Here is a 20,764-nt window from a genome sequence, read left to right as displayed (position 1 = left end):
CTAATCACCTCTTCACTTTTCCTGTAGCTCCATATGTTTTAGGAGTTCCTCCAGCAGGATTCATAATATTTAATAACTGATTTGTAAATCCTAAACTTTGTTTTATTAGCATATCATTAGTCTCTTTTTGAATTTGTAATTCTTCTAGTAGTCTTTTTGTATCTCTATAAAGTAAATATAACTCTTCATCTTCATACTTTCCTACAATTTCCGAAAGAGGGCCTTCCCCTGTAATTTCCCTTCTTTGGAGTTCAGATTTAGCTATTTCCTTACCCTTATTAGAGATTTTATAAACTATATTTTCAAGTTCATATACTTTATTACTTATAATGAATTTATATTGAGCATCTAAAAGTTCTAAAAGATCTTTAAATAGTTTCTTTTCTTTTTTAAGGATTTCTTTTAGTTGTTCTTTCATATTGTATACAACCTTTCTTTAGATTTCTTTCCCCTTTATATTATCTAAAATTTTTTGTGCTACTAATTTAGAGTCTTTGTTATAAGTACCCTTTTCTATCTGTGTTTTAATCTCCATAATTCTTTTTTGTCTATCTACATCTTTTTTATCCATATCTTCACATACATTTAGTTTTTTGCTAAACTCTGATAACTCTATTCTATCTTTATCCATACTTTTTTTCTTAGGTGTAACTTGTTGTTCTTTTCTATCGTATAAATTAATAAGTTTATTCATAGAAACATTATTAATCTTCATGCTTTTCACTCCTTATTCCGATTTTTTGAATCCCCTTATATTCCACTTTTTTTATTCTAATGTAATTATCGATTCAAACAGAGAAAAGTTTATATTATAAATTTACTTTAAAATAAAAATAAGGCACATATTTTAGAGTTGCCTTATTTTTATAATTATATTAATTATTTTCCTAAACTTTTTACCCTATCTTCCCCACTAATTATACTAGTTATTCTCACGCCAAAGTTTTCATCTACAACAACAACTTCACCATAAGCTATTTTCTTTCCATTTACAAGTATCTCTACTGGTTCTTCAGCTAATTTATCTAATTCTATTAAAGAACCAACCCCTAGTTCTAATATATCCTTAATATTCTTTTTTGATCTTCCAAGAACTACTGAAATATTAAGAGGTACATCTAAAATTAAGTCTATATTTCTAGGTGTAGTATTAGCAATACCATTACCTAAGGAAGAAAAAGTTGCTTGTTTTACATTTACTGGAGCTTGTTTTTCTATTTCCTTTTCTCCCATAGCCTCATAAGAATTATTGTAATTGACTTCCTCATTATATCCTAAATTATCAGGAATTTCGTTGTATGTATTTTCTTCAGTATAAGATTTTTTGGTTTCTTCTTTAGCATGGTTCTCTTGGAGCTCTTCTCCTCCAGTCATAATGCCTATAATAACCTTAGCAGTTGCTATAGGTAGTATTTGCATTATACTACTATCAACCAAGTCACCTATAGTTAATCTAAATGCTACTCTTACAATGTCCTCATCATCGTCTATATTTACTGACAAGGAATCGCCACTATCTTCCCAAACTTTAGACATTGGTGGAGATATATTAACCTCTCTTGCAAACATAGTTGCCATAGAGGTAGCAGCTGAACCTATCATTTGATTCATAGCCTCTGATACTGCGCTTACTTCTATCTCAGATAGTTCCATTACATTATCAACTTCACCATTTCCACCCATCATTAGGTTTGCAATAACAGCAGCATCAGTAACTTTCATTACAAGTAAGTTAGAACCTGCAATACCACTGGTGTATTTTACATCTAATGCTATATTAGGAACTTCAAATCCTTCTTTTAACTTTCTTAAAGTTGTAACCTTAACATCTGGTGTAGTTATATTAACTGCTTGAGAAATTATAGTGGATAGTGCTGTTGAAGCAGAACCCATAGATATATTACCAACTTCCCCTAAAATATCTTTTTCTATATCTCCTAGTATCTCCTTGCTATTATCTTGTGAAGGTAAATCCTTACCATCATCTCCCTTTAAAAGAGAGTCAATCTCATCTTGTGATAGAAATCCATTATTCATAGCTTTCCACATCCTTATCTATAATATCGAGAATTTGTATTCCTCTATTCTTACCTATTACCCCTGGTTTGGCATAGTAATATGGTTTCTCACCTATGCAAACTTTAACTGGATCAATGGCCTTATTACTTAGGCTTATTACATCTCCTATAGATAACCTTAAAAAGTCTTCTACAGAAATAATAGTATCACCTAAAATAGAAACCATATCTACTCCTACTATATTTAATCTTTTTCTAATCTTCATATTACTTTCATTATCTTTTTCTTCAACATTACCCCTAAACCAATATTGAACTTCCAACTTATCTAGAACCTTCTCTATACTAAGGTAAGGAATACAGATGTTTAAAAACGTACTGTTCTTGCCCATTTCAACTGTAAATGTAATTAAGGCAACTGGTTCTGATGGTGCTAATGTCTGATTTAAAGCTGGATTTGTTTCTAGCCCCTCAATTTCTGGCTCAACCTCAAGCACATCTTCCCAAGCAAGCTTTAAATTATAAATAAGACCTTCATTTATTCTTCTCATTATATTCTTATCAATGTCTGTAAATTCCCTGGTTTTATTTTTTCTATACCCTCCACCACCTAAAAGTACATCAGTTATTTGATATACAAAGTCTGGATTAGTCTCGAAAAGTAAAGTTCCATTTAAAGGTGGCATTTTAAAAATAGTTAGCATAGTAGGGTTAGGAATTGAGTGAATAAATTCCTCATAGGTTATCTGTTGAATAGTCTCTATTTTAACCTTAACGTTGTTTCTAACCTGCCCTGTTAAATAAGTTGAAATTATTCTTCCATAGTTATCATGTATAAGTTCTAAGGTTCTTAAATGCTCCTTAGAAAATTTTTGAGGGCTTCTAAAATCATACACTTTAACCTTTTGCTTTTCTTCATCTACCTCTAATTGTTCTGGTTCTAATTCTCCAGAAGATAGGGCAGACAAAAGGGCGTCTATTTCACTCTGAGACAAAACTTCAGCCATATCATTCCCTCATTTCTTATTTTAAAAATTCCTTATTAATAGTTTGGTATTAATTTATATATATCTATTAAAGTTACTATTCTATCTTTAAAATTAATAACACCTTTTACATATGGTTTTTCCTTCATTTCTTCTTCTTTTTCTATAATATCTTCAGTTATCTCAAGAACTTCCTGTACTTCATCTACAGATATTCCTACATCCTCATCTTCTAAATTTAAAATAATTATGCTCTTTTCCTCTTTTTCACCTTCTAAATTATCTAAGTTCAAAAGAAGATTTATATCTAAAAGAGAAATTACATTTCCTCTTAAATTAATAAGACCCTTAATGTATGATGGAGCCTTGGGAACCTTAGTAATTTCCATCATATCAGTTATACTTTTAACTTTTTCAGTTTCTACTGCGAATTGTTCTTTTGAGAGTTTAAAAATTACAACTTGCATTTAATCCCCTCCTAGCCAACCACTTTTTTAATTGCTTCTAAAACCCTGTCTGCTTGGAATGGCTTTACTATAAAATCCTTTGCACCTGCTTTGATTGCATCCATAACCATAGTTTGCTGTCCCATAGCACTACACATTATTACTTTAGCTGCAGGGTCCATCTCACGAATAGCCTTAACAGCTTCTATACCATCCATATCAGGCATAGTAATGTCCATAGTAACTACATCAGGTTTTTCTGCCTTATAAAGCTCTACTGCTTTTAAGCCATTGTTAGCCTCTCCAACCACATCAAATCCATTCTTTTCTAATATATCCTTAATCATCATTCTCATAAAAGCAGCATCATCAACTATTAATACTTTTGTAGCCATATTTCCTTACCTCCAATTAACTTATTCCTAAAGAATTTAAAATTTTCTCAAGCGAACCTGGTACTGGTACATAATAAAAATGTCCACTTAAATCAGTTTCATCTTGAACAAAAGAAGTTTCTATATCCAGCACACTATCATCATACTGTCCTGATTCAATGAATGTTGTTGATAAAATTGCACCTAGCATATCATAGCTTACTGCTGGTACAGATGGCATTATACTTAGATTAGTAAATCTACTTATAGCATTCATATAGGAACTTGAAATTATATTTCCTATTTCACACAATACTGAGATTCCCATTTCTCCTATTTCTTCTTCGTATATTCCTGTCAAATCTTTAATTATATTTAAGGCTGCCTCTTTATCAAATACAAAAAGAATGTTACCTGGTGTATCTCCTAATACCCTAACCAGTATTCCAATAACAATCTCTTCTGCTCCTATTTTACTATAAATTTCTTCAAAAGGCACTATGTTTATATTGGGAACTGTCATATCAACTTTTTTATTTAAAAGTTGTGATAATGCTGTGGCAGAATTTCCAACCCCTATATTCCCAACTTCCCTTAAAGCATCTAATTGCATAGGTGTTAGCTTATTATAACTCATAAATTAAACCTCCTAAATTAGAGCTCCTACATCTAAAATGAGAGTTACAAGTCCATCACCTAAAATAGTAGCTCCTATATATTCATTTAATCCTTGAAGTGTTTTTCCAAAAGGTTTTATTACTATTTCTTGTTGACCTAATAGATCATCTACTAAAAGCCCTACGGTCTTTTCTCCCACATTTACTATGACTATATATTTTTTTTCTCCTTCGATATCTGCTAAATCTAATTTTTTGTTTACTCTAACCAAAGGAATTACATTATTATTGTAAATTATAACTTCTTTATTTCTAGTTCTTTTAATTAAATCCTCTTTAAAATTAATAACTCTATCTATATACCCTAAGGAGATAGCCATAGTTTCATTTCCTACTTTTACAAGTAATGCTTGTATTATTTGTAGTGTTAGTGGAAGTCTTATGATAAAGCTAGTTCCCTTTCCAATCTCTGATACTACATCTACTGTTCCTCCTAAGGCTGTAATTTTTGTCTTTACAACATCCATTCCAACCCCTCTACCAGAAATATCTGTAACTTGCTTGTTTGTACTGAAGCCTTGGTGAAAAATTAAATTCTTAATATCGCTCTCACTCATGCCTTCTGTATTTATACCTTTTTCTTCGGCTTTTTCACGTACCCTATCTACATCTATTCCACCACCATCATCTTCTACCTTTATGATAGCTTTTGTACCTTCTGGATATGCAGATAGTCTTATTTTCCCAACAGGCTCTTTCCCATTAGCTATTCTAGTATCTCTATCCTCAACCCCATGATCTGCGGCATTTCTTAAAAGGTGGATTAAAGGTTCTCCAATTTCATCTATAACGGTTCTATCAAGTTCAGTTTCTTGTCCTTGAATAATAAGTTCCATCTCTTTTCCAAGTTCTACTGAAAGATCTCTTATCATTCTTGGGAATCTATTAAATACCACTTCTAATGGTAACATTCTTATTTTCATAACTAAATCTTGAAGATCTGAGGTTGTTCTTCCTATTTGTTCTAAAGTTTCATTTAGGTCATTTAATTTGTGAGTACTAGCTAATTGTTCAAGTCTTGTTCTATGAATAACTAATTCTGACACCATAGTTAAGAATTTATCTAGTCTTTCAAGGTCAACTCTAACTGACTGGTGTGCCTTTTTATGTTGTACTTCAGTTTCTCCAGATTTTTTACTAGATGTTTTATTTTCTTTAAGAACTTCTTTTTTCTCTTTACTTTCAATAGGCTTTTCTTGTATTTCTTCTTTTACTTTCCCATGCTCTACTTTATTTTGCAACAAAATAGGATTAACCTCAACCCTATCAACTTCTGAAATTCCATTTAAAATTGCTGAAACTTCCTCATCATCCTTAAGGGTTAACAATACAAGTTTTATTTCAAACTCAAAATTTTCACTTTCTATATCATCTGTAGTTGGAATAGATTTGATAATTTCTCCACAGTCTTCTAGGGATTTAAAAATCAAAAAAGCTCTAGCAGATTTTAATATTGTGCTTTCACTTAAATTAATTTTAATAGCATATGCATTAAAATTTTTATCCTTAGCCTGTTTTATAACATTTATATCGTATTCATTTAAATCAATTTCTTCTACATGGATTGCTTTTAGCTCTTCTTGTTTTTCCTCTACTACTTCTTCAACCTTAGTAGTACTATTATTATCTTTAAAATTTCCATCTGCTATACCTTCTAGTTTATTAATTAGATCACTTACATCAATAGTCTCCTCTATACCTTCTGCAATATTATCTACCATTAATTCCAAAGTATCTAAACACTTAAAAAGTACAGTTACAACTTCTGCTGTTACTTTTAATTGCCCTTCTCTAAACTTTGATAGCACATCTTCCATCTTATGGGTAAGTTCTGCCATCTCTGAAAATCCCATAGTAGCCGCCATGCCTTTAATGGTATGTGCCACCCTAAAAATTTCATTAAGTTTATTTCCATCCTCTGGGTTTTGCTCTAGTTCTAGAAGAGATTCATTTAAAACTTGAAGGTTGTCCATAGACTCTTCTAAAAACATAGATAGATATTGTGATGTATCCATAAGGCGTCCCTCCTATAATTTTCTATATATAAAGGTTGAAGCTTTCTCAAATCCAAACTCCCTATAATTATATATACTTTCTGTTGCCCCAACAAAAAGTAGTCCTCCTTTTTTTAAGGAGTCACTAAATTTCCTATATATATTGTCCTTAACATCTTGATTAAAGTATATAACAACATTTCTACATATTATAACATCAAGATCCTTGCTATAAGAATCTAATATTAAGTCATGTTTTTTAAAATTAACCATTTTTTTTATATCACTACATATAGAGAATTCTTCCCCTCTATTTTCAAAGTATTTTTTAAGTAGATTTGGATCTATATTCTTAACCTCATCTTTGCTATAAACACCCTTAGCAGCCTTCGTTAAAATTGTATTATCTATATCAGTTGCTAATATTTTATGATTAAACTTATAGGGCATCTCTTTTAAAATCATAGCTGTAGAATAGGGTTCTGCTCCTATTGAACATGCTGCACTCCATAAATTTAAAGCCCTATTTTCTTTTTGTAAGTATTTTTTTAATAATATCTCAAACTCCTTAAAAATATCAGGATTTCTAAAAAACTCAGTAACATTAATAGTTATAAAGTCCAAAAACTTTTGCTTTTGAGCAGGATCTGATTTTAACATTTTAACATAATCATCTACAGATTTAGCACCTACTCTTGACATTAAGCTATTAATTCTTCTGTGTAGCTGATTTGATTTATAGGCGGATAAGTCAATTTTAAGTTCCTTCTTAACCCACTGTTCGAAATCCATTAAATCCATGCTTATACACCTCTCTTCAATACAATATTACTTATTCTATCTGCTATATAAGAAAGTGGCAGTACTTCATCTACCTTCCCCGTCTCAAAAGCAGCCTTAGGCATTCCATAAATAGTACAAGTATTTTCATCCTGAGATATAGTAATTCCACCAGCGTCCTTTATAACGCTAGTTCCTTCAGCTCCGTCTCTACCCATACCAGTTAAAACTACACTCAATAGGTTTTCTTTATATACTGCTGATGCAGATATAAATAATTTATCAACGGCTGGTCTCACACCCCATATACTAGGCTCTAGGTTCAAATGAATTCTTTTATCAACACCTATTTCCATATGATATCCACCTTTTGCTATATATACAGTGTTCTTTTCTATTGCCATGTTATCTTCAACTTCTACAACTTTTAACTTTGAATTTAAGTTTAGTCTTTCTGAAAAAGCTTTTGTAAATCCACTAGGCATATGCTGAACTACAAAAACTGGAACATTTAATTCCGGAAGTCTAGTTATGACTTCATAAAGTGCCTTAGGGCCACCAGTAGATGCACCTATTGCTACAGCATTAATTTTTTGATCTATTTTTTTGCCTCTCATATTGATCTTAGATTGAGGGGACTTATTAACACTTGCATTTGCATTTACATTAACAGAATATTCCCTTTTATTGCTTATACAGCTACACTGAGTATAATCTACCTTTTTACCAAATTTTAAATATGCTATTCTTATTTTTTCAACTACATCTTCTTTTACTTTATTTATATCTAGAGAAATAGCACCGGAAGGTTTAGCAATAAAATCAAAAGCACCTGATTCTAAACATTCCATAGTAAGTTCTGTACCTCTCTTAGAAAGGCTGCTAAGCATAATCACTGGAATATCACAATTGTTAGATTTTAATCTCTTTAAAGCATCTATTCCATTTAATATTGGCATCTCCACGTCTAAAGTAATTACATCAGGTTTTTTATCTAATTTTTTAAAAAGATCTTCTCCATTTTTAGCCGTATCAACAACTTCCATATCTTTTTCTTCATTTATCATATCAGATACTATTTTTCTCATTAAAGCTGAGTCATCAACTACTAATACTTTTATCTCCTTCAATGACTATCACTCCATAACATTTATATTTCTTTTACGTCTAATCCTACAGTTTTAATTTTAAATTTCCCTGTAGATGTATCTAGGGTTACAGTTCTCCCTTTATTTCCTCCAGTATCTTCACCAATTATAGGAATACCTAGGTCTTTTAATGCCTTTTTTACAGCTATGCAGTTTCTATTTCCAATGTCCATAATCATCTTTTTATCTGAAAAATTAAACATAGATGCTCCTCCTGCTATTTTAGCTTTTAGATTTCTTTTTACTGCACCTTTTTTTAAAATCCGTTCTACTAAAATAGGTATGGCAAGGTTAGCAAACTTCATTTCATTAGTAACATTAGAAAATTGGGTACTGTCTGGAAGCATTATATGAGCTAATCCACCTAGCTTTTTACCTCCGTCGTATATAGCTATACCAATACATGAACCTAATCCCACTGTAATTAAAAGGTCAGGGTTTTCTCCTACATTTAAATCTGCTATACCAACTCTAATTTCTTTGGTTGTCATAATTAACACCTAGGACTCTAATAATTCTTTTTCTTTATCTGTTAAAATAGAGGCTAAATTTAAAAATATTATAATTTTATCCTCTAGCTTTATAAGACCTTTAACATATCGCTTTGATATTCCTGCAACTATTTCTGGAGGGTTTTCTATATGATCTATATTTACATCTCTAACTTCTAAAACTAAATCTACTAACATACCAATTTTATTTTCTCCTGTTTTTGCAACTATAACCTTGGAATCATTTTTTATACCAGTAAAAGGAATATTAAACTTATAGCACAAATTAACTACGGGTAGTATGTTTCCCTCATAATTTCTAACTCCATCTATAAAGTTAGGTGCTTCTGGTATTTTTGTTGTCTCTTCATAACCAAGTATTCTTTCCACTTCCATAATATCTGTAGCATAATATTCTTCATCGATTTTAAATATTAAAACCTTAATTTCCTTAATACCCACTCTTTTTCCTCCTTTATATTAAATAAAGTTTAATTATAATCTCAATGTATCTACTATAAGTTCGCCTTTGCCATCTAAATAAGCATGTACATCTTTGCATGGACGTTCAATATTGCGTTCTAAATTTCCAATGATAAACTTTGTATTTTGATATGCTACATCAGCCCAAATCTCTCCACCATTATCCACTTGTAGTCTTGTTGACACACCAGCATCGCTACCTACAAATTTACATCTAATTTCATTTTTAGCCTTAATAATTCCTCCCCTTGCTACAGAGTTTACACCCTTGAAATATACTCCACCATTAGAGGTTATCTGGCTAATATATTCTCCTTTTCCTACTATATAAACATCACCTGAGGCCTTTATATTACTATTTTGCGCATACCTAAATTCTATATCCATAGGTTTTATTCTTTCCTCTTGTAAACATTTAATCTCTTCTTCAAGAATTGCCTCCATATTCATTATATACTCATAATTCTCTATGGATAGTGGCCCTAAACCTAGTAAATTCTCTTTAAAAGTTGTAAGAAATTTCTTGTAAGTTCCCTTTTGTACATATGCCCTTTCAATACTTAATAATAAACTGGGGATGTTTTTAAATTTATTTTCTATTAGTATTTTAATTACTTCACCATCCCTAGCCTTTCTTCCCAAAAGATTACTTTTTGTAATTTTTTCTGTAGTGAGCCTAACTTCCTTTAATAATTTAAAGAGAATATCTAAGTCATTTTTTAACTTTATATTAATATTGTCTTCACCACCACAAGCAACCTTTGAATAAAGTATATTCCCCCCAATAGTTATATCTCCTGTAGATATAATTTCAGCACCAGATACATTTTTATAAACCTGAATTCCAGCACCACCTTCTACTTTCATACCTTCCATAACTGAACCATATATAAGCACTGTTCCATCAAACTTTATACTTCCTGTACTTAGGTCTACGTTATTTTTAACTTCATATACTTCACTAACCTCAAAAATATTGTTTTTGTACTTTGGTATTCCATCTACTAGGGCTATTATTTTATTGTCTTCCAAAGTGCATCCATTACTACATTTAACTTTTACGGAACTTTTCTTTTTAGCTTTTATTATTTTACCAAGTACATTAACTCCATTTATGCCTTCTTCACCTAAGATTATCTCTCCTAAAGTTTCCCCAGCTTTTATAGACTTAATATCTCCAATGGATTTATAGTCTATATTTCCATTGACATCTTTTTTAAATCTCTTATCCATACTAAAGTTTAATTTTAGCTTATCATCTTTTCCATCAATAGAATCTTTACCCTTTGCAACAATTATATTTTTAGCTCTATCTTCTTTTATAGCATCTTTAATATTTTTTATTACTATTCCACATATTATTCCTTTAGAAATTAACTCCTTTTCTATTTCTGACATAGAAAATTTAGGAGGAAACTTCTCCTCAATAATTTCAGCATAAATAAAATATATATTTCCTTCTTGCTCTTTGCATTTTATACCGTATACTAGCTCAGGCTCATAGGATATGTCCATATATGCTTCCATTTTATTTATAGATATATTTATGTCTAGATTTCTGGTTGCCATATTTTCCGGAAGAATAACTTCTATCTCACTATTTTCAAAAACCTCTTTTTTAGTTTTTATTTCCTCACCATCAACAATTAGTTTAATGCTTTTATCTTTAGTTATTATGGCAGGTCTACCACCATCTTGGGGGCTTGTAATATTTATTTTTCCATCTTTTACGTATACTTTTCCATCTATACCCATTACTTCTTTGTTATTTGACCTTTCCATGACTTCAACTCCCTAAAGATCTTTTAAATAAAACTAAAAATTATAAAGTAGGATTGTGTTTTAAACACAATCCTATTAGTTTTTCTTCATTATATTATCGTATAATATTTTAATTACTTTATTTAAAATTTTATTTAAAAGAATTATTTTTTATATCTTTAATATCTTTTTCTATAATTTTATCAAATGCTTTTCTTATTTTTACTATATTTTCATCCTTAGAATTAAAGATAAAGTTTTCTACTTCTTTTATGGGAAGCACTTTAGGTGAAGTTCCTGATATAAAAAGCCCACTTAAATCTTTTATTTCCTTCTCTGATACATACCTTTCTTCAAAGGAAATTCCTAGTTCTTTTATCACTTCAATAATTTTCAAACGAGTTATCCCAGGAAGAACTGCGTCTAGTGGAGCTGTAATCACCTTATTATTCTTTATAACAAATATATTTGATTTGCTTCCCTCAGTGATATTCCCTTCATTATTAATTAAAATGGCTTCATATGCCTTTGTTTTTTTTATTTCTTTATCTATATTTTCTCTAAAATTATAATCAACTACTTTTGCATTAGGGTTGTTTCTCTCTCCATAATATAAAATAGTTTTTACCCCTTCTTCATATTCAAAATCCTCGGGATAATAATGAGGTATAAAATATAGCACATATTTTAAAGATTCTGAGTTTATAACAAGTTTAATATTTCCAAATCTCACAGTACTTTTACTACAAAGATCTCTAATACTCCTAAAAACCTCCTCACTAGTTATAGGTGGCTTTATATTAACTAATTCGCAAGAGTTATATAACCTCTCCATATGTTCTTTAAAAAATAGAGGATATCCATCTATAATTCTTATAACTTCATAGACTAATTTTCCTTTATCTAGTACCTCTTTTAATTTTTCCTCTGTATTTTCAAGCTCTCCATTTATATTATAAAATTCTCCTAGGTATAAAGACAATTATATCCCTCCACATATTTTATTTCCAATTTAAAATTTCTATGCTTTCATGTTTTTTTCTATAATTTATTAGATATGGATTTCCAACAAGATTAAAAAGCGGAAGATCTGACAATGAATCAGAAAACATGTATGAATTTTTAAAATCTACCTCTATATTATTTTCCTTTAAATATGCCATAAGCCTTTTTATCTTTTCTTCTCCCTTGCAGTTTTCACCTTCCATTCTATTTTCATAAATTCCTTCTTTAGCTCTTATAGTACTGCCAATTATCTTATCTACTTCCTTAATGTTATATAGGGAATTTAAATAGAATTCTGGAGAAGCTGAAATCAAGATGATTTTACAGCCTTCCTTTTTTAACTTTTTTATCATATTTATAGAATCTGAGTATATTATTTTTGATAAAACTTCATTGTAAAATTCTTTTACCGTTGCTTCCATATCTTCTTCTTTTATTCCTCTTATAAACCTTATAAATATTTCCTTTGTTCTCTTTTCATCATTTATCTTCAGTATATAAGTTAATCCTGAAAATATAGCCCTTGGTATATATACTATAAACTTAGGGTTTTTTTTAATCATAAATTTATAAAATTGTACTAAAGTTTCCTTACTGGTTAAAGTAAAATCCACATCAAAAATCGCAAGTCTTTCCAAATAATTTTCCTCCACTAATATTATACTATATAAAAAGCCGTTGCATATGTGCAACGGCTAATATTTCTTACTCTTCTTCTTCGTCTTCTGCGGCAACTAAATTTTCATAGTAGTCTCTAACATCTTCAAACTCTTCTTCTGAAGGAACTACTAATTCACCGTTTTCTTCATCTCCAACTACTTCGAATATATAGTAAGTTTCATCTTCAGGATTTACTAATACTGCATATTCTTTTTCTTTATAATCAAAACCATCTACAATTTCACATGTGATGACATTTCCTTCTTCGTCTTCAAGTTCAACTGTTAATGTATGAATTTCATCTTCACAACCACAACCGCAGCCACATCCACAGCCTTCGTGATCATGAGTATGTTCTGTTCCTTCATTGCAACCACATTGATTTAAATCATCATGGCAATTACACTTATTTTCTTTATCCATCATATTCAATTACCTCCTAATTTGGTTTATGGTATAATAATAACCTTTATTGAAGAATATTGAAAGGGTTTTTTATAAAATTTTTCCCTTTTGAAAAATATTTTTTTATTTATTCTAAATTCTAAAAGATTATTCTCTATAATATTTGCCAATAAAACAATTTTTTATTCTTAAGATTTAATCGTATAGATAAATTTTAAACCAAAAAGACATGGAAATAATTCCATGTCTTTTTTAAATCTATGAGATATTATTGGTCTTTTGCAAGTCTCTTATAGTTTTCTAATCTTTCCATAGCATCTTTTTCAGTCTTTTCAAATAGCTCTTGAGCTATTTCTGGTTTAATCTTTTCAAGAGATGCATATCTTACTTCACCTTTTAAGAAATCAATGAATGATTCTTTTGGTTCTTTAGAGTCTAGAGAGAATGGATTCTTTCCTTCATCTTTTAATGTTGGATTGTATCTATATAATGACCAATATCCACAATCTACAGCTTTCTTCTCTTCTAATTGAGTAGTTCCCATACCGCTCTTAATACCATGATTTATACATGGAGCATAAGCTATGATTAATGATGGTCCTGGATAATTTTCTGCCTCTGAAATTGCCTTAATAGTTTGGTTTTTATCTGCACCCATAGCTATTTGAGCAACATAAACATATCCATAACTCATTGCCATCATACCAAGGTCTTTTTTCTTAGTTCTCTTACCACCAGCAGCAAATTTAGCTATAGCTGCAGTTGGAGTAGCTTTTGAAGATTGACCTCCAGTATTTGAGTAAACTTCTGTATCAAATACAAAAATGTTTACATCTTCACCAGATGCTAATACGTGGTCAACTCCACCAAATCCAATGTCATATGCCCAACCGTCTCCACCAAAGATCCATTGAGATTTTTTAACTATAAATTCCTTCTTCTCTAAGATCTCAGCAGCAATTGGGTTTGCTTTTTCTGCTTCTAACATTGGAATTAATTTATCTCTTAATTCTTTAGTCTTTTCACCATTATATCTATTATCTAAGAATTCTTTTAATGTATTCTTTAATTCATCGCTTAAATTGCTCTCTTGAGCTTCCTCTGCAAGGTCAAATACTCTTTCTCTCATTTGACTAGTACCAAGGAACATACCAAAACCAAACTCAGCATTATCCTCAAATAATGAGTTAGCCCATGCAGGACCATGACCTTTTTGATTTACTGTATATGGAGTTGAAGGTGCACTTCCTCCCCAAATTGATGAACATCCTGTAGCATTAGAAATCATCATTCTGTCACCGTATAATTGAGTTATTAGTTTTGCATATGGAGTTTCTCCACATCCAGCACAAGCACCTGAGAACTCAATTAGTGGAGTTTCAAATTGGCTTCCTTTTACAGTGTTTTTATTCATTGGGTTTTTCTTAGTTGGAACCTTAACTGCATAATCAAATGCTGATTGTTTTTCTAGTTGTGGTTCAATAGGCTTCATAATTAAAGCTTTTTGTGGTGCTGGACAGACTTCAGCACAGTTTCCACATCCAGTACAATCAAGTTGGCTAACAACTATTGAGAACTTGTAATCTTTCATTGCAGGTCCACCAGTAGCTGGTTTGCTTTCTAATGTTTTTGGTCCATTATTTACTTCTTCTTCAGTCATTAAAATTGGTCTAATTACAGCGTGTGGACAAACGTAAGCACATTGGTTACATTGTATACACTTATCAACTTGCCATTCTGGAACGTTTACTGCTATTCCTCTCTTTTCATATGCAGCTGTTCCTGCTGGGAATGTTCCATCTACGCCTTCCATAAATGCACTTACAGGAAGTTTATCTCCCTCTTGTCTATTCATAACATCTACTATGTCAGTTATAAATGCTGGTCTTTCATCTTTTGATTCACATCCACATGAAGAACAATCTTCAGCATCTTTCCAGCTTTCTGGTACTTTAACTTCAACTAAAGCATTTATACCTTCATCTATAGCATCATGATTCATTTTAACTATAGCTTCACCTTTTTTACCGTAAGAAGTTACAACAGCATCTTTTAGATACTTAATAGCTTCGTCTAGTGGAATAATATTAGCTAATTTGAAGAATGCAGCTTGCATTATCATATTAATTCTTCCACCTAATCCAATTTCTTGAGCTATTTTAACAGCATTGATTGTGTAGAATTTAATATTGTGTTCTGCAATATATTTCTTCATTGAAGCTGGTAAATGTTGGTTTACCTCTTCCTCATTCCAAATACAGTTAAGTAGGAATGTTCCTCCATCTTTAATTCCATCTAAAACATCATATTTATTTACATAAGATTGGTTATGACAAGCAACAAAGTCTGCCTTATTTATTAAATAAGTTGATCTTATTTTGTCTTTACCAAATCTTAAGTGAGATACTGTAATACCCCCTGATTTTTTAGAGTCATATGAGAAATATCCTTGAGCATACATGTCTGTATGGTCTCCAATAATCTTGATAGCTGATTTATTAGCTCCAACAGTACCATCTGATCCAAGTCCCCAGAACTTACAAGCTCTAGTTCCTTCAGTTGCTACGTCTAACTCTTGTCCAATTGGTAGTGATGTATAAGTTACATCATCATTAATTCCAATTGTAAAGTTGCTCTTTGGCTCATTAGCTTTTAAATTTTCAAATACTGCAACTATTTGAGCTGGAGTAGTATCTTTTGATCCTAATCCGTATCTTCCACCAACTATTAATGGTTTTTGCTCACATCCATAGAATGATTGAGTTACATCTAAGAATAGTGGCTCTGCTATTGAACCTGGTTCCTTAGTCCTATCAAGTACTGCTATTCTATTAACAGTCTTTGGTATGTATTTATGGAAGTGTTCAATAGAAAATGGTCTATATAAATGTACGCAAAGTAAACCTACTTTTTCACCCTTAGCATTTAAATAATCAATTGCTTCTTCAGCAGCTTCACAAACAGATCCCATTGCAATTATCATTCTATCAGCATCTTGTGCTCCATAATAGTTAAATAAATGATAATCTGTTCCTATCATTTCATTTACTTTTCCCATAAAATGTTCTACAACTTCTGGTAATTGCATGTAGAATTTATTTGATGCTTCTCTTCCTTGGAAGTATATATCTGGGTTTTGAGCTGTACCTCTTGTTACAGGACTTTCTGGATTTAATGCATTTTTTCTAAATGCCTTAACATCCTCTTCTATTTCTTTTGCAAGTTCACCAAGTTGTTCGTAATCCCATGCTTCAATTTTTTGAAGTTCATGAGATGTTCTAAATCCATCAAAGAAATGTAAGAATGGTACTTTTCCTTTTATTGTAGAAAGGTGTGCAACTGCAGCTAAATCCATAGCTTGTTGTACGCTATTTGATGCAAGTAGTGCAAAACCTGTTTGTCTTGTTGCCATTACATCTTGATGATCTCCAAATATTGAAAGTGCATGTGTAGCTAAAGCTCTAGCACTTACATGGAATACTCCTGGTAATAATTCACCAGCTATTTTATACATATTTGGAACCATTAATAGCAATCCTTGAGATGCAGTAAATGTTGTAGTTAATGCCCCAGCTTGAAGAGATCCGTGAACTGCTCCTGCAGCACCAGCCTCTGATTGCATTTCCATAACCTTTACTTTTTGTCCAAATAAGTTTTTCTTTCCTTGTGATGACCATTCATCAGCTTTTTCTCCCATAGGAGAAGAAGGAGTGATTGGGTAAATAGCAGCTACATCTGTAAAGGCATAAGCTACATGAGCAGCAGCAGTATTACCATCCATAGTTTTCATTTTTCTATTCATCGCAAACCCTTCTTTCTGATATATTTTTATAAAATTTTCCTTTTGCTATAATAAAATTATATTATAGTGTGCCAAAAAAATATCTTTATAATTTTATAAGGTTTAGAGTTTTCAAAACCTTCTACCATTATTAAATATAACACTTTACCCTATAGAATGTAAATAGCTAATAAGAGATTTGTATGAAAATTGGTTCATTCTCATAAAAAACAAAGATTGAGAATTCTAAACCCAACCTTTGTTTATAAAATAATTATTCTATTTTTATATTTCCTAATTCTTTATTAATCTATTCTTCTAAAACTTTTGATAATCTCTCTAAAAGTAGATTTTTATTTATTTCATTTATCTCTCCAAACTCTTCTATTTCCCTTAATATAGCATCTTTTATAGAATAATCTCTTATTTCCTCTTCATTTATAAAATAAGTTTCCCCGAGACTTGCTATTCTAACCTTATACCCTTCATTTTTCATAAGCTCATAGAAGCTCTCCTGCTCTTCCTTTTCTCCATGAACCAAAATAATCTCCTTTGGTTTTTTACTCATATTATTTATAAAACTATGAAGGCCTGCCCTATCAGCATGTCCAGATAATCCTGGAAGATTGTATATATGTGCATTAATTGCAATATCTTCTCCAAAAATCTTTACTTTTGGTTTCCCACTTAGAATTGAACGTCCTAAGGTTCCTTCTGCCTGAAATCCAACAAATACAATAGAACACTCTTCCCTCCATAGATTATGCTTTAAGTGATGTCTTATCCTTCCAGCTTCGCACATTCCACTGGCTGAAATTATAACTGCTCCCCTTTGAATTTTATTTACACCCATAGAATCTCCTGGTGTTTGAATAAATTTAAGCCCTTCAAATTTAAAAGGATCATCTCCATTTAAAATCTGTTCTTGTACCTTTGAATTAAATTGATCATAATTTTTTTCAAATATCTTTGTAGCACTATATGCAAGAGGACTATCTACATATACATTTATATTGTTTAATATATTATTTTCTACATAGTTATTTAAAATATATAAAACTTCTTGAGTTCTACCTACTGCAAAGGAAGGTATAATTACATTCCCACCTCTATTAAAAGTTTCTTTAATTATTTTTGCAAGTTCAGTATATTCTCTTTCTATAGGTTCATGAAACCTATTCCCATAGGTAGTCTCCATAATTACGTAATCAGCACATTCTATAGTAGATGGATTTTTTATAAGAGGTAAATTCTTATTTCCCAAATCTCCGGAATATACTATTTTAATTTCTTCTCTGCCTTCTTCTTTTACAAAAATCTCCACAATAGCAGACCCTAGCAAATGCCCTGCATCCTGAAACCTAACCTTTAATCCAGGGAAGACTTCTATAATTTCTTCATATTCATATGATGTAAATAAATAAGTTGAAAGTTCTGCTATTTTAGAAGTATATAAAGGCTCCTTTGCTGGTAGTCCCTGCCTTCTTCTCTTTCTGTTTTTCCACTCTACTTCCATCTCTTGTATATATCCACTGTCTGGAAGCATAACAGAACATAGTTCACTAGTAGCTTTTGTACAAATTACCATACCCTTGAATCCTTGTTTATAAAGTAATGGAATTCTTCCACTATGGTCTATATGGGCATGAGATAAAATCACGCAGTCTATTTCCTTTGGATTAAAATTAAATTTCTCGTTTTCTTGTTCATTCTCGTCTTTGCCTTGAAGAAGTCCACAATCTAGAAGTACTTTTCGACCGTTTATAATAAGCATATGACATGATCCCGTAACCCTTTTTGCTGCACCAAAAAATTTTATTTTCAAATAAATCCCCCCAATAAGTTATTCTATATCTTTAGGGAATACTTTTTATTAGTTCTACTATATTTTCTACAGCTTTAACTCCTTCACTATCTTCCATACTTTCTATAAATTTTTCCCTGTTATTTTCAAGCTCTTTAAGTTTCTTAATTAATATCTCTTTATTTAATTCTTCTTCTTTTATAACTAGGCTATATCCACTCTTTTCAAAGGAATTTGCATTTAAAATTTGATCTCCCCTGCTAGCTTTTTGTGATAGTGGAATTAAAATATGTGGTTTTTTAAGTGCCAACAATTCAAAAATAGTATTAGCCCCTGCTCTTGATATGAAATAGTCCGAAATTTTCATTAAATGCTTTAAATCTTCACTTACATATTCAAATTGTCTATATCCTTCAAGATTTTCTAAGCTTTTATCTAAATTTCCTTTTCCGCAAATATGAATAATATTATACTGTTTTAAAAGTTCAGAAAGTGAAGCTCTCACTGTATTATTGATAATTACAGAACCTAGACTTCCACCTATAATAAATAAAATAGGCTTTTTATGTTCAAAATTGCATATTCTATAACCTTTATCTTTATCCCCTTTAAACAATTCTTCCCTTATAGGAAGTCCTGTTAAAACTCCCTTAGTACCTTTAATATATTTCAGTGTTTCTGGAAAGGTAACACAAATTTTATTGCAAAAAGGAGTAGATAATTTATTTGCAAGCCCTGGAGTCATATCACATTCATGAGCAATTACAGGAATATTATTTAACTTTGCTGCAATAACCACAGGAACAGATACAAATCCTCCCTTTGAAAAGACCACATTGGGCTTTTCTTTCTTTATAATTTTCCTAGCTTCACTTATTCCCTTTATAACCTTAAATGGATCTGAAAAATTTTTTAAATCAAAATATCGTCTAAGTTTCCCACTTTCTATAGGAAAATAAGGAATTCCTGCATCCTTCATAATTTTTCTTTCAATGCCTTCTTTACTTCCTATATATATTATTTCAAAGCCTTCCTCTTTTAGTTTAGGTATTAATGCTAAATTAGGTGTTACATGTCCTGCTGAACCTCCACCTGTCATTATAATTTTATATTTTGCCATATATAACCACCCTACCTTCTACTTAAAAGCAATATATTATTACTATCTCATTATATCATTATATATGAAAATTTATAATAAGTTCTTTATAATCTAACTTTTAGAGCTCACTTTATAATTTCCTCTATATGGATTATGAGGCACAAGATTTCTAACTTACCTTGAAGAACCTAAAATAAAAAACTCCTATGTGGTTAAAATAAGACTACAACGAAGCAAAGGAGGTGAAAAAACATGGCTAACAACAACTATAATTCAAATAAAACTTTAGTTCCAGAATCAAGAGGTAAACTAAACCAATTCAAAATGGAAACAGCAAAAGAATTAGGAGTTCAATTAAAAGATGGATACAATGGAGATTTAACTTCTAGAGAAGCTGGTTCTATAGGTGGGGAAATGGTTAAGAAAATGGTTCAACAATATGAAAACAATTTAAAATAGTTTTTTATAGATAAATATAATATTTAGACTTAGAAAACTATTAAAAGTAATGTTCAACCTTGTTAAAAATCAGAAAACACAAAAGTTAAAAATATTAGTTATGGTAAAAGGGAGGAATTTAAAATGGCAAAGAATCTAATACCAGAAGCAAGAGAAGGATTAAATCAATTCAAAATGGAAACAGCAAGAGAATTAGGTGTAAACTTCACTGACTATAACGGACACTTAACTTCTAGGGAATGTGGTTCTGTTGGGGGAGAAATGGTTAAAAAAATGGTAGAGCAATTCGAAAGAAATCTATAATCCTAGAAGATATATGATTTTTAAGAATATAAGCTACTAATAATAAAAATATTATTCTAAACAGTCTTAAATTATACTGATTAGAAT

General features: G+C 30.7%; 21 protein-coding genes. 2 read left to right on the top strand and 19 right to left on the bottom strand.

From position 1 onward, the window contains the following. Positions 1-4: 4 nt before the first annotated feature. The 19 genes from FNZ64_RS10660 to FNZ64_RS10570 all read right to left on the bottom strand — a co-directional run bounded on the left by FNZ64_RS10660 (position 5) and on the right by FNZ64_RS10570 (position 19,933). Positions 5-418 carry a flagellar protein FlgN gene (locus FNZ64_RS10660; protein WP_142414789.1) on the bottom strand — a complete coding sequence of 138 codons (414 nt, stop codon included), beginning with the start codon at positions 416-418 and terminating at the stop codon, positions 5-7. 18 nt (positions 419-436) lie between these two features. Further along, on the bottom strand, positions 437-715 hold the full coding sequence (flgM, locus tag FNZ64_RS10655; RefSeq protein ID WP_142414788.1) for a flagellar biosynthesis anti-sigma factor FlgM: 279 nt from the start codon (positions 713-715) through the stop codon (positions 437-439). Between the two features lie 164 nt (positions 716-879). Next, positions 880-2,037: a flagellar motor switch phosphatase FliY gene (gene fliY / locus FNZ64_RS10650; protein ID WP_142414787.1), complete on the bottom strand. Its 1,158-nt coding sequence runs from the start codon at positions 2,035-2,037 to the stop codon at positions 880-882. Beyond that, positions 2,030-3,025, bottom strand: coding sequence for a flagellar motor switch protein FliM (fliM, locus tag FNZ64_RS10645; RefSeq protein WP_142414786.1), 996 nt, complete (start codon positions 3,023-3,025; stop codon positions 2,030-2,032). The genes fliY and fliM overlap by 8 nt, the downstream gene beginning before the upstream one ends. A 35-nt stretch (positions 3,026-3,060) precedes the next feature. Further along, on the bottom strand, positions 3,061-3,471 hold the full coding sequence (locus tag FNZ64_RS10640; protein WP_142414785.1) for a chemotaxis protein CheW: 411 nt from the start codon (positions 3,469-3,471) through the stop codon (positions 3,061-3,063). 11 nt (positions 3,472-3,482) lie between these two features. Further along, on the bottom strand, positions 3,483-3,845 hold the full coding sequence (locus FNZ64_RS10635; protein WP_142414784.1) for a response regulator: 363 nt from the start codon (positions 3,843-3,845) through the stop codon (positions 3,483-3,485). A 16-nt stretch (positions 3,846-3,861) separates the two neighbouring features. Beyond that, positions 3,862-4,461 (bottom strand): chemotaxis protein CheC, encoded by a 600-nt coding sequence (locus tag FNZ64_RS10630; protein WP_142414783.1) that lies wholly within the window; start codon positions 4,459-4,461, stop codon positions 3,862-3,864. A 12-nt stretch (positions 4,462-4,473) separates the two neighbouring features. Next, the gene (locus tag FNZ64_RS10625; RefSeq protein WP_142414782.1) at positions 4,474-6,516 is read right to left on the bottom strand and encodes a chemotaxis protein CheA; all 2,043 of its coding nucleotides are present in this window, start codon (positions 6,514-6,516) and stop codon (positions 4,474-4,476) included. A gap of 12 nt (positions 6,517-6,528) precedes the next feature. Then, positions 6,529-7,296 carry a CheR family methyltransferase gene (locus tag FNZ64_RS10620; RefSeq protein ID WP_142414781.1) on the bottom strand — a complete coding sequence of 256 codons (768 nt, stop codon included), beginning with the start codon at positions 7,294-7,296 and terminating at the stop codon, positions 6,529-6,531. Positions 7,297-7,298: 2 nt separating this feature from the next. Further along, positions 7,299-8,405: a protein-glutamate methylesterase/protein-glutamine glutaminase gene (locus FNZ64_RS10615; protein WP_142414780.1), complete on the bottom strand. Its 1,107-nt coding sequence runs from the start codon at positions 8,403-8,405 to the stop codon at positions 7,299-7,301. 20 nt (positions 8,406-8,425) lie between these two features. Continuing rightward, entirely contained in the window at positions 8,426-8,914 is a 489-nt protein-coding gene (locus FNZ64_RS10610; protein ID WP_142414779.1) for a chemotaxis protein CheD, read from the bottom strand. Positions 8,915-8,923: 9 nt separating this feature from the next. After that, positions 8,924-9,376, bottom strand: a complete 453-nt coding sequence (locus FNZ64_RS10605) for a chemotaxis protein CheW (RefSeq protein ID WP_142414778.1) — start codon at positions 9,374-9,376, stop codon at positions 8,924-8,926. A 33-nt stretch (positions 9,377-9,409) separates the two neighbouring features. Then, on the bottom strand, positions 9,410-11,179 hold the full coding sequence (locus tag FNZ64_RS10600; protein WP_142414777.1) for a FapA family protein: 1,770 nt from the start codon (positions 11,177-11,179) through the stop codon (positions 9,410-9,412). 130 nt (positions 11,180-11,309) lie between these two features. Next, on the bottom strand, positions 11,310-12,140 hold the full coding sequence (locus FNZ64_RS10595) for an aminotransferase class IV (protein WP_243129252.1): 831 nt from the start codon (positions 12,138-12,140) through the stop codon (positions 11,310-11,312). A gap of 19 nt (positions 12,141-12,159) precedes the next feature. Then, a complete protein-coding gene (locus FNZ64_RS10590; protein WP_142414776.1) occupies positions 12,160-12,801 on the bottom strand; it encodes an HAD-IB family hydrolase in 642 nt (213 codons plus the stop codon). 67 nt (positions 12,802-12,868) lie between these two features. Continuing rightward, positions 12,869-13,249 carry a DUF1292 domain-containing protein gene (locus tag FNZ64_RS10585; protein WP_423244947.1) on the bottom strand — a complete coding sequence of 127 codons (381 nt, stop codon included), beginning with the start codon at positions 13,247-13,249 and terminating at the stop codon, positions 12,869-12,871. A 247-nt stretch (positions 13,250-13,496) separates the two neighbouring features. Next, positions 13,497-17,030, bottom strand: a complete 3,534-nt coding sequence (nifJ, locus tag FNZ64_RS10580) for a pyruvate:ferredoxin (flavodoxin) oxidoreductase (protein ID WP_142414775.1) — start codon at positions 17,028-17,030, stop codon at positions 13,497-13,499. A 289-nt stretch (positions 17,031-17,319) separates the two neighbouring features. Then, entirely contained in the window at positions 17,320-18,834 is a 1,515-nt protein-coding gene (locus FNZ64_RS10575) for an MBL fold metallo-hydrolase RNA specificity domain-containing protein (protein ID WP_142414774.1), read from the bottom strand. A gap of 31 nt (positions 18,835-18,865) precedes the next feature. Continuing rightward, entirely contained in the window at positions 18,866-19,933 is a 1,068-nt protein-coding gene (locus tag FNZ64_RS10570; protein ID WP_142414773.1) for an undecaprenyldiphospho-muramoylpentapeptide beta-N-acetylglucosaminyltransferase, read from the bottom strand. Between the two features lie 234 nt (positions 19,934-20,167). Between FNZ64_RS10570 and FNZ64_RS10565 the strand changes: the two genes are divergently transcribed. Together FNZ64_RS10565 and FNZ64_RS10560 are read left to right on the top strand one after the other, a co-directional pair. Beyond that, complete coding sequence (locus FNZ64_RS10565) at positions 20,168-20,374, top strand: alpha/beta-type small acid-soluble spore protein (RefSeq protein WP_142414772.1); 207 nt, start codon at positions 20,168-20,170, stop codon at positions 20,372-20,374. 123 nt (positions 20,375-20,497) lie between these two features. Further along, positions 20,498-20,677, top strand: coding sequence for an alpha/beta-type small acid-soluble spore protein (locus FNZ64_RS10560; RefSeq protein ID WP_142414771.1), 180 nt, complete (start codon positions 20,498-20,500; stop codon positions 20,675-20,677). Positions 20,678-20,764 lie beyond the last annotated feature (87 nt).

The organism is Hathewaya massiliensis (assembly GCF_902143515.1).
GTDB lineage: Bacteria > Bacillota > Clostridia > Clostridiales > Clostridiaceae > Hathewaya > Hathewaya massiliensis.
Note: the sequence above shows the minus strand (reverse complement) of the source record. Positions and strands in the feature narration are given on the sequence as shown.